The organism is Terricaulis silvestris (assembly GCF_009792355.1).
In the GTDB taxonomy this organism is placed as follows: domain Bacteria; phylum Pseudomonadota; class Alphaproteobacteria; order Caulobacterales; family Aquidulcibacteraceae; genus Vitreimonas; species Vitreimonas silvestris.
On sequence record NZ_CP047045.1, the window covers coordinates 559677 to 572703 of the forward strand.

Below are 13027 nucleotides of genomic sequence, written 5' to 3' on the forward strand. Positions count from 1 at the left end.
CCATTTTCGCTCTCTGCCTCGCACATTCGCTCCAAGGGAAATGAGCGGAAACAGCAAGCGTGAACATGCCGTGGCGAATTTGCCGTCGGTGCGACATGACTAGTTGTCGGAGTGACGAACGCCAGCCATCGCGCGCGTTCGTCGAGCGCGGCGACGTGCTTGGGAATAAATACTGAAGGTGTGCTTGACGGTATCGCTTGAAAGCGCACTAGCCCAGCGAGCGACAGCGATAAGTGGCGCGGGGTCGATAGACAATCGAGTGGGAATAGTTGGCTGAACGTCCGCTTTCAGGCGGTACTTCTCGAATGTCTCTTCCTGGGATGAAGCGGCGGATGAATGCGTATCGTGTCGCTCGTAACTTTGCGTCGGAAGAGCAGGGATTGGCCCAAAGCGCGGGCGAACCAATCCCCCGACCGATCCTAGTACGCCGGTTTAGGCCTTCGTCTCGTGTAGCGGCTCGAAGCCGCCGAAAATCATCCGTCGCATGTCGAAAGGCATTTCGGCCGGGTTCATGCGCGGATCGGCGCGCAACTTCATGCTCGCCGCCTCGGCCGTCGCCTTGTCGGGCCAGATCATCCACGAAAAGACGACGGTTTCGTCCGGCTCTGCCTTCACGGCTTTTTTGAAATCGGTCGTTGTGCCGTCGGGTACGTCCACGCCCCACGCGTCCATGGTCGATAGAGCGCCGCTCTCTTTGTAGATGGCGGAGATCAGTTTTATCGCCTTGAGATAGGCTTCCTTGTTGCTGGTTTTCACCGGGATCACTGCACCCTGGACGTAGGCCATTGCTGTTCCTTCTCATGCATGGTTGTGGACGCGCCATTATCCGTCATCTGTCCTCTCGAGTCATTGCGCCGTCGACGTTGTCAGTGACTGGCGGACAGTCCGGGGCTGTTATCGAGTGGACCGCCGGGCAGCGCGACGCCCAATCACGCCACTTGCTCCGTATTCGACCGCGGCCCGAGCAGGGCAAGGTCGAGATGAAGAGGGACGCTCCGCGCCCCGACACCTTCCGTCGGCCATCGCGCGCGAGCACGATGGCACTTGACCGCCCATCAGCGATCGAACCCCCCAGGCGGAGACGCGGCGACTGCAGCGTGCGCTAGCCACGAGAGGCGCGGCCGCCGACAGGCGCCGACGCCTTAGGAGGCGGGCATTGGCGTCACTCCGGCGTGGCGCCGCGCTAGACCATGCGCTCAAGAAGGCTCTTGAGGTCGCGCCGCTGAGCGGCACTCAGGCGGCCGAGACACGGCTCAAACGCCTCCGCGAGCAGCTTCATCCCCTGGCGCACGCACGCGCGCCCCGAAGGCGTCAGCTTCAATCGATGCCTTCTTAAATCCCCGGCATCGATCTCGCGGCGCAAAAAGCCCGAAGCTTCCAAGCGCTTCACATACAAGGTGACGGTGGCCTTGGGCATATTCAAAGCTTCGGCCAGCTCGGCCGGATAGGGGTGAGCGTCGATCTCTGCCAGGACGAACAATTCCTTGGTTTCGATCCCAAGGCGCTCGATACCCGGCGACGCCGCGGCGATCGCCGACATCAGCAGGCGATAATTCAGTCCCCAAATTTCTGCCGCGTCAATTTTCGCCATCGCCCCTTGCGGCCTCGCTCGCTCATTCCAAGTTAATACAGAACTGAACTATCGCAAAATTGCACAAAAGTCATGGAGTGGATAGCATGGCGCTTGATCATTACATCACCCTGGGCCGTTCCGGCCTGCGCGTCAGCCCATTTTGCCTGGGCGCGATGACCTTCGGCGAGGATCTCGGCTGGGGTTCCTCGGTCGAAGAATCGCAACAGATCATCGATCGCTATGTCGAACTTGGCGGCAATTTCATCGACACCGCCAATTTCTACACCAAGAGCCACTCGGAAAAGATCATCGGCGACCATATTGGGCGCCACAAGGCGCGCCGTGACCGGCTGGTGATCGCGACCAAGTTCAGCGGCAATCTCTATCCCGGCGATCCCAATGGCGGCGGCTCGGGCCGCAAGGCCGTCGTCAACGCGGCCGAGAATTCACTGCGGCGATTGCAGACAGACTATATCGATCTCTATTGGCTGCACATCTGGGATGAGAATACACCCATTGATGAGACCATGGCCGCGCTCGACGATCTCGTGCGCGCCGGCAAGGTCCGCTACATCGGTGTCTCCGACACCCCCGCCTGGAAGATCGCGCAAGCCAATACGATGGCGCAGTTCCGGAACTGGTCGGCCTTCGTGGCGCTGCAGATCGAATACTCGTTGCTCGAACGCAGCGTCGAGCAGGAACTCGTCCCTCTGGCGCTCGAATTTGGGCTGGGCGTCACGCCCTGGTCGCCGCTGAAGAGCGGGGCGCTCAGCGGCAAGTACACACGCGCCAATGCTGGGCAGATGAAAGGTGATCGCGGCGTTTTCCTTGAGGGTTCTCTGAACGAGCAGACCTATGCGGTCATCGACCAGCTCGAAATCATCGCCAAGGCCCACGACACTTCGGTCGCCGCCGTCTCGCTCGCCTGGCTCTCAACCAAACCCGGCGTCGCTTCGCCGATCATCGGTGCGCGTCGCCTCTCCCAGCTTGAGGACAATATCAAAGCGCTCGACATCAAACTCACGGCCGACGAAATGGCAAAGCTCGACATGCTGACCCAGCCCAAGCTCGGCTTCCCCCAGAGTATGCTGCCGATGGCGCCGGCGATCCTCAATGGCGGCGCGAGCGTCAACGGCGTCTCCGCACCGGTATCCGGATTCGTCATGCAGCAAGGCGACAAACCTTACTAAAAACGGCGGCTCGTCTCGAGCTTGCCGAAGCGCTTGATGGCGGTCTCGCTCGCGGTGTGGTGCGGCCGGTTTTGCTTCAGCCTTCGGAGCTTTCCCGCTAGGCGACGCCTTGAATTGAACGTCCGCCTACAAGCACCATTTCGTTCGAACAGGAGGCGCTCCCATGACGGGCATAGATGGCAAAGTGATCGTGATAACCGGCGCCAGCAGCGGCATCGGCCGCGCGGCTGCGCTATTGCTGGCGGGTCAAGGGGCGAAGGTCGTGCTCGGCGCGCGAGGCGGCGATGAATTGGAGGCTGTGGCGCGCGAAGTTCGTGACGCAGGAGGTAGTGCCCTTCATCGGCGCACCGACGTGTCGAAGCGACAAGACATGGCAGCGCTTGTCGCCGTGGCGACCGATTCCCATGGCAAGCTTGATGTGCTGATCAGCAACGCCGGGATCGGTCCCATCTCGATGCTCGCAGAATTGCGCGTCGAGGATTGGGAGGCGATGGTTGACGTCAACATCAACGGGTTGTTGTACGGTATCGCCGCCGCTTTGCCCATTTTTCGCCGGCAAGGCTCTGGGCATTTCGTCAATACGATCTCGACCGCGGGCATCCAGATGAGCCCGACCATGGCGATTTATGCCGCAACTAAGAACGCCGTGCGCACAATAAGCGAGGGACTGCGCCTCGAATCCGACGGCAAGTATCGCGTGACCGGCATCTCGCCGGGATTCGTCGGAACCCGTTTTGCCGAATCCATGACGGACGCGGGGGTCAAAGCAGAAATCCAGAAGCGCATGGATGAAATCGCGTTGGCGCCTGAAGCGATTGCCCGCGCGATGGCGTTTGCGATCCAGCAGCCGGACGATGTGGACGTCGGCGACATTGTCGTTCGGCCCACCGTGCAGAATTGAGCGCGGGGCGAGGTCTATTGGCTCGCCGCGCCGCGCTCATTTGCTGATCTGTTCCACCGCAGCCATCCAGTTCTCGACGTGATACGCGGTTGCAAGCTTGCCGTTCTTTACCGTGAACAGATCGATCGAAATGGTCTTGAAGCTCTTGCCCGTGGGTTTGGCGCCGTAGAGGTCGCGCATCGGCGTGCCACTCGCCTCGCCGCGCACAACGATCTTGTCGTCAACGGTCTGGATCTCCTCAATGGTCCAACGCAGATCCGGTATGACCGCTCCGATGCCTTTGAACACCTCGGCCAGCTGATCGCGCGTCAGCCAGTCTTGGTTGGTTGAATATGATTTGTAGTCGGGATTGGCTGCTTCTGCCAACAACGCCGCTACGTCTTTGTCCGCGGGCCTGTTCAGCGCTTCATAGAGAGGGGCAACGATCCTTCGTGCTTCATCGACAGTCATGCCCATAGGCGGCTTCCTCTTAAGTTCGTTGAATTTGCTTGGAGATCACGTCCGGCCGCTCTGCGAGCGATAGGCGCCGTTCATCCAGACCGCGATCTCACCTGTGTAGCCGTCAGCGGCTTCTTCCCAAGCGCGGTGTTGGGCGTCGAGAAGCACGTAGTGGTTGCGAGGCAGTCGTTCGGCAAGGAATTGGCCGTTCGCTGCAGGTACAATTGGGTCGTCTTTGCCGGCGATGATCAAGATCGGGGTGTCGATGCTTGAGAGCAGCGGCTCAAGCTTCGGAAGGTCGGGAATGTAATTTCGCACATACTGCACGGCGTCTTCGAAACGCCGGCCCGCGGATGCCTTTCGGAAGTCTTCGATGATTGGCGCCGGCGTGAGTTCTGAAGCGTGCTTCAGATAGTCGCCCACTGCCTCGGCGCCGTCGACGGTGGCAAAGGCGCCCGTCGGTGAATGGATCAAATCGTAGAGCACGCCCGCGGCCATCTCGGCGCGCAGGGCGCCCGATCCCAGAGCGATGCTCTCGAACAAGTCGCCCTTTTCGGCGGCGGCGAACAAAATCGCGAGCGCTCCGACATCGGGCGTGATCGCGTGCGCTCGGTTCACTTTGAAGTGGCTAAGCAGCTTGATGACGAAGTCGCCCATAGCCTTCGGGGCCATCACGTCGGGCCTGCTCTGCGAGAGCCCGAAGCCCGGCAAATCGACCGCGATCAGAGGGTGCGTCTGGCGCAGCCGTGGAATGACATGACGAAACGCATAGATGCTCTCGGGCCAAGGCGCTGTGAGCAGGATGGGAACGCCATTAGCGGCGCCGCTTCGCGCGTGGCGGATGACGAGGCCGTCAATTTCCGTCGTGGAGACGGCGCCTATATCGGGAAGTGCATCGACGGTCATGGGCAGCGTCCGATCTCGTTGACTATGATGTGCGTCATAGGCTAAGTATGATGCGCATCATAGTCAAGACGAGCGATTGCGAACGCATCCAATCCAACGTGAGAGGAGGAGCCGGTGACGCGCAAGCTAGAGGATGCCCCAACCGAATTCGTGCAGGCTGACGGCATCGACTTCGCCTATCGGCGCCTGGGCCGCAGCGACGGCGCGCCGCTCGTGTTGTTGCAGCACTTCACAGGAACGATGGATTCCTGGGATCCGCTGGTGGTGAACACGCTTGCCGAAACGAGACCTGTAATCGTCTTCGACAATCCTGGCGTCGGACGATCAAGTGGGGCCACGCCCAACAACGTTGCGGACATGACGGAAGCCGCAAGGCAGTTCGTGCAAGCGTTGGGGTTCGCACAGGTCGATCTTCTGGGCTTCTCCTTGGGCGGTTTCATCGCGCAATCGCTTGCCGCGAAGTATCCCGGCCTGGTGCGCCGGCTTGTGCTCGCTGGCACCGCCCCTCAAGGAGGGGAAGAGCATTTGCTGGCGGTCCTCCAAGAGGCGTTCTCACACAAAGAAGCGATCGATGTGCGCCTACCGCTTTTCTTCACCTCATCAGAAACGAGCCAGGCAGCGGGCTTGGCGTTCATCCAGCGTACGCGCGTGCGCACCGAGGACCGCGACCCGGAGAGCACCGAAGCCGTTAGCCGATCGCACACGCAAGCCCTGATCGGCTGGTGCGCGGAAAAGGATCCGAGCAACACGGTCTTGAGCGCCATCACACAGCCGGCGCTCGTTGTGTCCGGCAGCAGCGATACGATGCTGCCGTGCGCCAACGCCTACTTCATGTTTCAGAACCTGAAGAACGCGACGCTCATTCTTTATCCCGACGCCGGACACGGGGCGATCTTCCAATATCCGGAGACATTCGCCCGTCACGCGCAATGGTTCTTGGACGCTTGACCTAACGGTGGCCCACCGCTGGACCAACAATGCGACGGCCGGTAGCTTGGCGTTTGCGCAACACCGCAGCTCGCGGTCAGTGCGCGCGGTGTGCAAGAAGTGGCAAGCGACGTCCGGCAACGCATGATCGAGGAGGCGATGGGGCTCATTGCGCGCAAGGGCGTGCAGGGAACCTCGTTTTCGGAAGTGTTGGAGGCGGCCGGCGCTCCCCGGGGCTCGCTCTATCACCATTTTCCGGGCGGCAAGGATGAACTCGTCCTCGCAGCGATGGATGAGGCAAGCCGGCTTGCTTTGGGTGCGATTGAGAGAGCTCGTGGTCAGCCAGCCGACAAGGTCGCGGAGAGTTTCATCTCGTTCTGGCGCACTGTGCTTACGCGCTCCGGGCTTGAGGCGGGATGCGCGCTTCTGGCGGTGACGCTTGGCGCAGACACAGCGGCCCAGCGCGAGCGGGCGGGAGAACTCTTCAAGCGCTTTCGCAAGGTGCTGCGCGAGATGCTTGTCGAAGGCGGCGTGCCTGCCGATCGCGCGGAGGGACTTGCAGCGGGGCTCCTTTCGGCCTGCGAAGGCGCTGTGGCCGTGGCGCGCGCGGAAGCGTCGATCAAGCCGTTCAATTTGGTCGCCGCTGAGCAAGTGCGCGCAATAAGGGCGGCCATGAGGTGAGTCGCCGCGTCCGGCCGGTTCGGCCACTTGCTGATGCGGTCTCCGGCCAGCTGAGACCATATCTCCACCGTGGCGATTAGAGATGAATGACGCCGATGCGCGCCGCGTGTGCGACGACGTCGGTGCGGCCGGTCGCATCGAGCTTGTCGATGAGACGGCCGACATGAAACTTTACCGTGTGCGGTGAGATCCCGAGCCGTGCGGCAATCTCCTTGTTTGACGCGCCTTCGGCCAGCAGCATCAGCACGTCGATCTCGCGCGCAGTGAAGATCTGGCCCGCAGCCGATGGCGGGGTGGCGATGATTGCTACATCGGCAGCTTCGCCCGGCGAGGCGAGGCGAATGCCGGCGACGTTGGATAACAACCCCTCGAGGCGTTGGCGCATGGCCTCATCGCCAACAGCGATCTCGATGACGAGTGTGTCGGCGTCATGGTCCTCGCTCAAGCGGCGGGCCTTTCTCCTACGGTCAGATTGACCGGGAGCTGCGCGCCGCCGCGACGCAGGCCTAGGACGATGGCCTGGCCGACGCTGTCGGCGCCCAAGCCGCGCAAGAGCGAGCCGATACTGGCGACGGGCTGGCCATCCCACGCTTCAATGATATCGCCTTGATGCACGCCTGCTCGCGCGCCGGGGCCGTCTGCATCCACATGGATGACGATCGCGCCGGTCTGTTGGGTCGCATCGAGCCGCACCGGCCGCAGTCCAAGGCCCAGATATCCCCGCGGCACCCGTCCCTTGGTTTCCAGAATGGGCGCAATGCGCGCAATGGTTTCCGCCGGAATGAGAAGGGTGCGCCGGCGCGGCCCGATCGCCGCCATGCCGAGCGCTGCGCCTTCCGCATCGACGACAAGGCCGCCTTCGGCTTCACGCCGTATGGAAACGTCGAGTTCGAGGCGCGCATCAATTGCGCCGCCGCGCAAAGATCGCCACGCCGGGCCGCTGACGGCGATCATCCCAAGCGCCGGAAGCGCCGCGCCGTCGCGGGCGCCGATCGCCACAGCCAAGGCGCCCACGCGTGGGAGCTTCGCGGTAAAGCGAGTAGGCGCAGCGTTGCCGGTGTCCGTGCGCAACAGGGCGATGTTGGTTGAGGCGTCGCGCCCGACAAGAGTGGCGGGCTTAGCTACGCCATCGGCTGACTGCACTGATATGTCGCCTTCGCCCAAGCTCTCATCGGACGTGATAACAAGGCCGTCCTTCCACACAAACCCTGAACCACGTGTATGCTTGGAGTGAACGGAAACGACGGCAGCGCCGGCCTCGGCGACAAGCGTTGCCAGCACGTCTGAGAAAACGGAAAGTTGCAGCTGATCGGCCATAAGACAAAATCTCCAGATTGAGCCGCCAACCTGAAAGCGGGCCCACGAAAGCGCTACTGCCCAGATGGGTAGGATGCCCAAAGGCGCCATTGCCTTAGCTGCAAGAAGAGATGAACTTGACCAAAGCCACCGCGCATGCGCCGTGGCTGAAAAACGCAATTCTGCAGATCGTCGGAGGGCAAGCTATGACGGCTAAGAAAGTCTGTGTTGTCGTTGGCGTCGGGCCCGGGAATGGCGCGGCTCTCGGCCGGCGCTTCGCCAAAGAAGGCTATGCGGTCGCTCTGCTGGCGCGGACAAGCGACACCAGCGGCCCGCTGGCGGCAAGCTTAGCCGATGCTCGCGCGTACAGTTGCGATGTGACGGATGCGACCTCTGTGGCGAGCGCCTTCGATGCAATAGCGCGCGAGATGGGGCCGGTGCATACGCTTGTCTACAATGCGGGTTCCGGTGTGTTTGGCACTGTCGATGACATCGATCCCTCCGCGTTCGAGGGCGCCTTCCGCGTCAATGCGCTGGGCCTGTTGCTCGCGGCAAAGCAGGTGATAGCGTCTATGCGCGACAAAGGCGGTGGTAACATCGTGGTCGTTGGCGCCACCTCCTCGCGTCGCGGCGTTGCCCGTACTGCGGCGTTTGCGCCGGCCAAGGCGGCGCAGAAAAGTCTGGCTGAGTCGATGGCGCGCCATCTGTGGCCGCAGCGCATTCACGTTTGTCTGATCATTGTCGATGGCGTCGTCGATCTGCCTCGCACGCGCGCCATGATGAAGGACAAGCCAGATGACTTCTTCGTTGCGCCCGACGATCTGGCCGACACGGCGTTTCGTCTGACTGAGCAGCCTCGTTCGGCGTGGTCGTTCGAAGTCGAGGCCCGGCCTTTCAAGGAAAGCTGGTAGGGCAGGGCGTGAGCGGCTGAAACCACCACGTATGTGCGCAGGCGAAGTTCGCACGGAGGATGCTCTGGCGAGAAGCAGATCAAGTATTGTCGCTACATCCTCCATTGAGCCGGCGCGAACAACGCTGCGCCTGGCAGCGTTTGCGGCAACAGCGCGATCAGGTTTAGTCGCGCCGCGGCCTCGCAGATGCTTCGAAAAATGTCGCAAGCCTTGTCCTAGTCGGTTGGACAGGGCGCGGCGTCGGGTGTGGTGGCGGGCGGCGTCGTAAGTTGCGCGCGAGCGATGGCGGCATGGAGATCGAGCCAAATGTGACTCTCTGATGCACAGCGGCGACCGTATTGGAACAATGCGCTCATCGACGACCGGTCGAAGCCGAGCGGACCAGCGTAGGGATATTCAGGAGGAATGGCGGTAAACCGAAGGTGCATACCGTTGCGGCGCGCGAAGGCGTCCGTTTCTTCCAGTGACGTGCGCGAGTAGTGCATCAACACGGTGGCGAAGGCGCGGCTGGCGATCGCGGAGGTGTTCATCGGCGTCGTGCGCGAGGTGAACGCAAGTTGGCCGTTGTCAATCACGTAGATGTTGGCGCCGTGAAGGATCGCGGGCGCCGCGCTCGTCGTTACGAGGTCTGGTGAGACGAAAAACGGCAGCGAGGCGCCGCCGTCGACGTGCATTTCGGCGAAGGCTCGCTCGCCGTCTTGGATTTCGATCATAACGGGTGGGAAGAGCCCGGGAATGCTGGCCGAAGCGAGCACCACCTCTCGAAACAATCGATGACCATTGGCGCCGCCTTGGGCGGCGATCGCGCTCATGTTCCAGATCACCGTTTCTCCGCGATCGAGATCGGTCGTGGTGATAACCAAGAGGCGCCCCGTCTCCGATGCGCGGGCGACAGCATCGATAATGTCGTCTGTCATAAAACGGTCGACCAGGTTGCGCAGGCGTCGACCATCGAAGATGCCGATGCGAAAGAGTGCGCCCAAGCCGATCGGGCGCGTCAGTTGACCAACGCCTTCCGAACCCTCGGCGAGAAGTTCGTCATGGTCGGATCCCAAAAACGCGATTGGCGCGATCAGCGCGCCGGTCGAGACGCCGGTGACGATCTCAAATTGTGGCCGCGTATGCGCCTCGGTCATGCCGACGAGGACGCCCGCGCCGTATGTGCCGCCAGCGCCGCCGCCCGATATGGAAAGAACGTCGAACGAGCCGTCAGTGACCGCTGCTGCCGCGCGTCCGCCCCAGGCGGAAACATACGCTTGGTAGGCGGCGCGGTTCATGGGATCGGCGCGAACCGGGGTATCGAAGCCGGGCAGCGTCGGAGATAACGCCGCCGTCGGAGCTTCTACGCGCGGTGCGGTCACGCACGACGCACCGAGCAGTGCAGGAAGCAAAGCGAAGAGAGAGCGGCGCCTCATGCGCCGCTGTCCTGGATGTTGTCGATCGTCACCATCGGTTCGCCGGCGAGAATTAGGCCGGACCTTGCGCTGGGATTAGTCCGGCTGAGAGGAACGCAGCGTCCCATTTGTGGAACGCTCTGCCATTTAGCCACGGGCCCTGGCGACCGCCGAGGCAAAGTCGGGCGTTATTCCCATTTGAGCGTAGATGGTATTGACGAGGATGTAGCAGTCGAACCTCTCGATCTTGCCGTCGCGCAGATACCAGAAGTCGGCGCCCGGCGCGTCGATCCGCGCCCCCGTCGGTGGAACGATCCCGGCGGGCGTTTCGAGGGCCCTTGAGAAAGTGCCCTGAATCGAAAGTTCGATGGCGACGGTGTCGCCTGCCACATTCACCCGATGAAGCACCCGATGAACATCGGGGAGGAAACGCGCGACGAGATGGAGGATGTCGCCGAGATGCTCGCCGCGAAACGTGTCGTTGCCTGCAGCGCTTGGCCCAATCCCCGCGTGGCCCAGATTGATCACGGCATCGTCGGCGAAAAGGGCGATGAAACCCGGTACATCAAAGACGTTCCCTTCCGCTGTCTGATAGGCACGCCGGACGATCGCTTCGTTGTCGTGCGTTGCGGCCGGTTGCGCGCACGCGGCTGTGGCGATGAGAGGTGAGGTGAGCGCGGCGCCGACAAGTGCGCGTCGGTTCATCGGTTCATTCATCACACACTCCTCCGCAGTCGCGTTGATTGCCGATCGCCCCGCGTTATCTCCGCCGGGCGCGTGCGCGGAACATCGCGAGGAATTCCCGCGAGGTCATCGAACGCGCAACGAAGGGATAGAGGACGCCGACCATCTGTTGTGTGAGCGGCGGGCTCCCGGCCACCACCGCATCGGTCATGGCGTACATGCGATAGCCAAGGTCAAAACCCGCCAGCAAGGTCGCATAGACGCACATGTCCGCCGTAAAGCCCGCGACGGCGACATTGTGGATGCCGCGCGACTTCAGAAAGAAGTCGAGGGGATTGCTGCCGAAGCCCGACATCGTTTTGCGGTCAGGAAAGACTACATCGCTGTCGTGGCGGATGGGCGCGTAGAGCTGTGCGCCTACGCTGCTGGATTTGAAGGCCTGCCACTGGACGGCGTTGCGATGAAATGTGGCGCCGTTGCCCATGTCCACTTCACGGTAGTCATCGGTGTAACCTTCCGTGACGTGGATCACCTGGATCCCCCGCTCGCGGGCGCCGTTTACCAGAGCGAGCGAATTTTCGATCATGTGCGTGGCGCGGAACTGCTCGGCGAATGCCGCGTAGCCAGAACCTTCCGGTGACGCAAAGTTGTTCTGGAAATCGACCATGACCACGGCGGCCTCACCGGGCGTCAAGCTCTCGTCGACTGTCTGCGCCTCGCTGGATGATGCAAGGCCCATCGCCGTGATGGAGGCGAGGCCGGCCGGAACAACGGCACGGCGGGTTATCGACATCGCGAACTCCTTGGTTTCCGGCGACCTCGCCGTGATCTCAACTAGGGCTTTGCGCGCCTGCGTTTGCGCCTGCGGGCCGGGCTCAACCAGATTGCTTTCGCGCGCCACGGGGCAACGAGTCTTTCCCGCAATTGCTGAAGTTTTGACCGCTTTCGCGCGCAGCGCGCTACTTTGATCCCAGCCCCTGCTGCGCGTGTTGTCTTGGGGTCATCGGTTTGTTCGTCGATGACGCGAACGCCCTCGAGAACCGTCTTCTGCACAGAGTGCATGGCGTCACCGACACGATTGCCGCTGCGATGACGATCAAGTCGGGCTCTACGCACTCTTCAGAAATGCGTCCCAATCCAGCGCCGTCACCCAGGACTCAAAGGTTTGAAACGTGACATCGGGAAACTCGCGGCGGAGCGAGGCGCGATCCACAGTAAAGCCGATGCGGTCAAACCATTCGTACATCTTGGCAGCATCCTCGCCCATGCCTTTACGGATGACATCGAGCGGAACCTGATAGTAGGTGAAGGTGCGCCCGGCGACACGCGAGAGAATATCGACGACGTCATTTCCCGTAAGCTCGTCGCCCGCTAGGTCAAAGCGCTTGCCTGTGAAGCGACCGGCGTCCTCGAGAACACGAACAGCGACCGCCCCGATGTCCGCGACGGCGATTTGTGCGAGCGCCCTCGTCGGCGGGAGCGCCGACGCGTACGTCCCTTGAGCGAGCTGCTCCTTACCGAAGGTGAGATTGTCCATAAAGTAGACCGGCGCGAGGATCGTTGCGCGCGCGCCGATCTCGGCAATGTGCTTTTCGACTTCGTACTTGCTGTCAAAGTGCGGAACGCCCGTCTGTTGGTTGGCGGAGCCGACGGAATTGAAGACAAGATGCACGTCTGCCGCCTTTGCGGCGTCTGCGGCGGCGATGCCTTGTCGTGTCTCGGCGTCAGCGCCTCCTCCGAACGGCGTCGTCACGGCGAAGAGAGACGTCGCGCCTTCAAGCGCATTCTTGATCGCCGCCTCGTCGTCGAGCGACGCTGCAACGAGCGTCGCCCCGGCATCCGCGAGCGCCTTCGCGCGGCTTGAGCTGGGATCACGGGTCACCGCGCGGACTTTGTGGCCTCGCCCGAGGAGGTCCCGCGCGACGGCGCCACCTTGATTGCCGGTGGACCCCATGACGACGACGGTGAGCTCATGCCCCATCTTCTGGTTCCTTTCCGCAACGGTCGCTGAGGCCAACAAATTTCTCGCGCGAAGGGCCACGAGTCTTTCCCGCGATTGCTATTGTTTTGACCGCTTTTTGGACGAACGCCTCTCAGCAGGCTCGTTGGCCTCGTCGTGTTCGCCT

The 13027-nt window shown here is 62.0% G+C and carries 15 protein-coding genes; 5 read left to right on the forward strand and 10 right to left on the reverse strand.

Going from position 1 to position 13027, the window contains the following annotated elements:
• Positions 1-432: 432 nt before the first annotated feature.
• Together DSM104635_RS02550 and DSM104635_RS02555 are read right to left on the reverse strand one after the other, a co-directional pair.
• Positions 433-786: a DUF1428 domain-containing protein gene (locus DSM104635_RS02550; protein ID WP_158764698.1), complete on the reverse strand. Its 354-nt coding sequence runs from the start codon at positions 784-786 to the stop codon at positions 433-435.
• Between the two features lie 397 nt (positions 787-1183).
• The gene (locus DSM104635_RS02555) at positions 1184-1591 is read right to left on the reverse strand and encodes a MarR family winged helix-turn-helix transcriptional regulator (protein ID WP_187448162.1); all 408 of its coding nucleotides are present in this window, start codon (positions 1589-1591) and stop codon (positions 1184-1186) included.
• An 86-nt stretch (positions 1592-1677) separates the two neighbouring features.
• Here DSM104635_RS02555 and DSM104635_RS02560 point away from each other — a divergent pair, with 86 nt between their 5' ends.
• Together DSM104635_RS02560 and DSM104635_RS02565 are read left to right on the forward strand one after the other, a co-directional pair.
• On the forward strand, positions 1678-2763 hold the full coding sequence (locus DSM104635_RS02560; RefSeq protein ID WP_187448163.1) for an aldo/keto reductase: 1086 nt from the start codon (positions 1678-1680) through the stop codon (positions 2761-2763).
• Positions 2764-2926: 163 nt separating this feature from the next.
• Positions 2927-3664, forward strand: coding sequence for an SDR family oxidoreductase (locus DSM104635_RS02565; protein WP_158764700.1), 738 nt, complete (start codon positions 2927-2929; stop codon positions 3662-3664).
• A gap of 36 nt (positions 3665-3700) precedes the next feature.
• Here DSM104635_RS02565 and DSM104635_RS02570 read toward each other — a convergent pair whose 3' ends face one another.
• Positions 3701-4120: an ester cyclase gene (locus DSM104635_RS02570; RefSeq protein ID WP_158764701.1), complete on the reverse strand. Its 420-nt coding sequence runs from the start codon at positions 4118-4120 to the stop codon at positions 3701-3703.
• A 39-nt stretch (positions 4121-4159) separates the two neighbouring features.
• On the reverse strand, positions 4160-5008 hold the full coding sequence (locus DSM104635_RS02575; protein ID WP_158764702.1) for an alpha/beta fold hydrolase: 849 nt from the start codon (positions 5006-5008) through the stop codon (positions 4160-4162).
• 114 nt (positions 5009-5122) lie between these two features.
• On the opposite strand from DSM104635_RS02575, the gene DSM104635_RS02580 reads away from it, so the two are divergent.
• Together DSM104635_RS02580 and DSM104635_RS02585 are read left to right on the forward strand one after the other, a co-directional pair.
• A complete protein-coding gene (locus DSM104635_RS02580; protein ID WP_158764703.1) occupies positions 5123-5956 on the forward strand; it encodes an alpha/beta fold hydrolase in 834 nt (277 codons plus the stop codon).
• Between the two features lie 99 nt (positions 5957-6055).
• Positions 6056-6616 (forward strand): TetR/AcrR family transcriptional regulator, encoded by a 561-nt coding sequence (locus DSM104635_RS02585; protein ID WP_158764704.1) that lies wholly within the window; start codon positions 6056-6058, stop codon positions 6614-6616.
• 76 nt (positions 6617-6692) lie between these two features.
• Here DSM104635_RS02585 and DSM104635_RS02590 read toward each other — a convergent pair whose 3' ends face one another.
• Positions 6693-7061: a response regulator transcription factor gene (locus tag DSM104635_RS02590; RefSeq protein WP_187448164.1), complete on the reverse strand. Its 369-nt coding sequence runs from the start codon at positions 7059-7061 to the stop codon at positions 6693-6695.
• Complete coding sequence (locus DSM104635_RS02595; RefSeq protein ID WP_158764705.1) at positions 7058-7933, reverse strand: S1C family serine protease; 876 nt, start codon at positions 7931-7933, stop codon at positions 7058-7060. Before DSM104635_RS02595 ends, DSM104635_RS02590 begins: the two co-directional genes overlap by 4 nt.
• Before the next feature lie 116 nt (positions 7934-8049).
• Between DSM104635_RS02595 and DSM104635_RS02600 the strand changes: the two genes are divergently transcribed.
• A complete protein-coding gene (locus tag DSM104635_RS02600; RefSeq protein WP_228445810.1) occupies positions 8050-8823 on the forward strand; it encodes an SDR family NAD(P)-dependent oxidoreductase in 774 nt (257 codons plus the stop codon).
• 215 nt (positions 8824-9038) lie between these two features.
• On the opposite strand, the gene DSM104635_RS02605 is transcribed toward DSM104635_RS02600, so the two are convergent.
• From DSM104635_RS02605 to DSM104635_RS02620, 4 genes are all read right to left on the reverse strand, one after another.
• Positions 9039-10184, reverse strand: coding sequence for a patatin-like phospholipase family protein (locus tag DSM104635_RS02605; RefSeq protein WP_158764706.1), 1146 nt, complete (start codon positions 10182-10184; stop codon positions 9039-9041).
• 180 nt (positions 10185-10364) lie between these two features.
• Complete coding sequence (locus DSM104635_RS02610) at positions 10365-10934, reverse strand: nuclear transport factor 2 family protein (protein ID WP_228445811.1); 570 nt, start codon at positions 10932-10934, stop codon at positions 10365-10367.
• Positions 10935-10977: 43 nt separating this feature from the next.
• Positions 10978-11802 (reverse strand): cysteine hydrolase family protein, encoded by an 825-nt coding sequence (locus DSM104635_RS02615; RefSeq protein WP_158764707.1) that lies wholly within the window; start codon positions 11800-11802, stop codon positions 10978-10980.
• A gap of 207 nt (positions 11803-12009) precedes the next feature.
• On the reverse strand, positions 12010-12882 hold the full coding sequence (locus tag DSM104635_RS02620) for an NmrA/HSCARG family protein (protein WP_158764708.1): 873 nt from the start codon (positions 12880-12882) through the stop codon (positions 12010-12012).
• Positions 12883-13027: the final 145 nt, after the last annotated feature.

What these genes read in the sequence shown, in the direction of transcription:
- DSM104635_RS02595 (WP_158764705.1), bottom strand. Translation starts at nt 7,933, where the DNA reads ATGGCCGATCAGCTGCAACTTTCCGTTTTCTCAGACGTGCTGGCAACG.
- DSM104635_RS02610 (WP_228445811.1), bottom strand. Translation starts at nt 10,934, where the DNA reads ATGAATGAACCGATGAACCGACGCGCACTTGTCGGCGCCGCGCTCACC.
- DSM104635_RS02575 (WP_158764702.1), bottom strand. Translation starts at nt 5,008, where the DNA reads ATGACCGTCGATGCACTTCCCGATATAGGCGCCGTCTCCACGACGGAA.
- DSM104635_RS02560 (WP_187448163.1), top strand. Translation starts at nt 1,678, where the DNA reads ATGGCGCTTGATCATTACATCACCCTGGGCCGTTCCGGCCTGCGCGTC.
- DSM104635_RS02620 (WP_158764708.1), bottom strand. Translation starts at nt 12,882, where the DNA reads ATGGGGCATGAGCTCACCGTCGTCGTCATGGGGTCCACCGGCAATCAA.
- DSM104635_RS02565 (WP_158764700.1), top strand. Translation starts at nt 2,927, where the DNA reads ATGACGGGCATAGATGGCAAAGTGATCGTGATAACCGGCGCCAGCAGC.
- DSM104635_RS02550 (WP_158764698.1), bottom strand. Translation starts at nt 786, where the DNA reads ATGGCCTACGTCCAGGGTGCAGTGATCCCGGTGAAAACCAGCAACAAG.
- DSM104635_RS02570 (WP_158764701.1), bottom strand. Translation starts at nt 4,120, where the DNA reads ATGGGCATGACTGTCGATGAAGCACGAAGGATCGTTGCCCCTCTCTAT.
- DSM104635_RS02555 (WP_187448162.1), bottom strand. Translation starts at nt 1,591, where the DNA reads ATGGCGAAAATTGACGCGGCAGAAATTTGGGGACTGAATTATCGCCTG.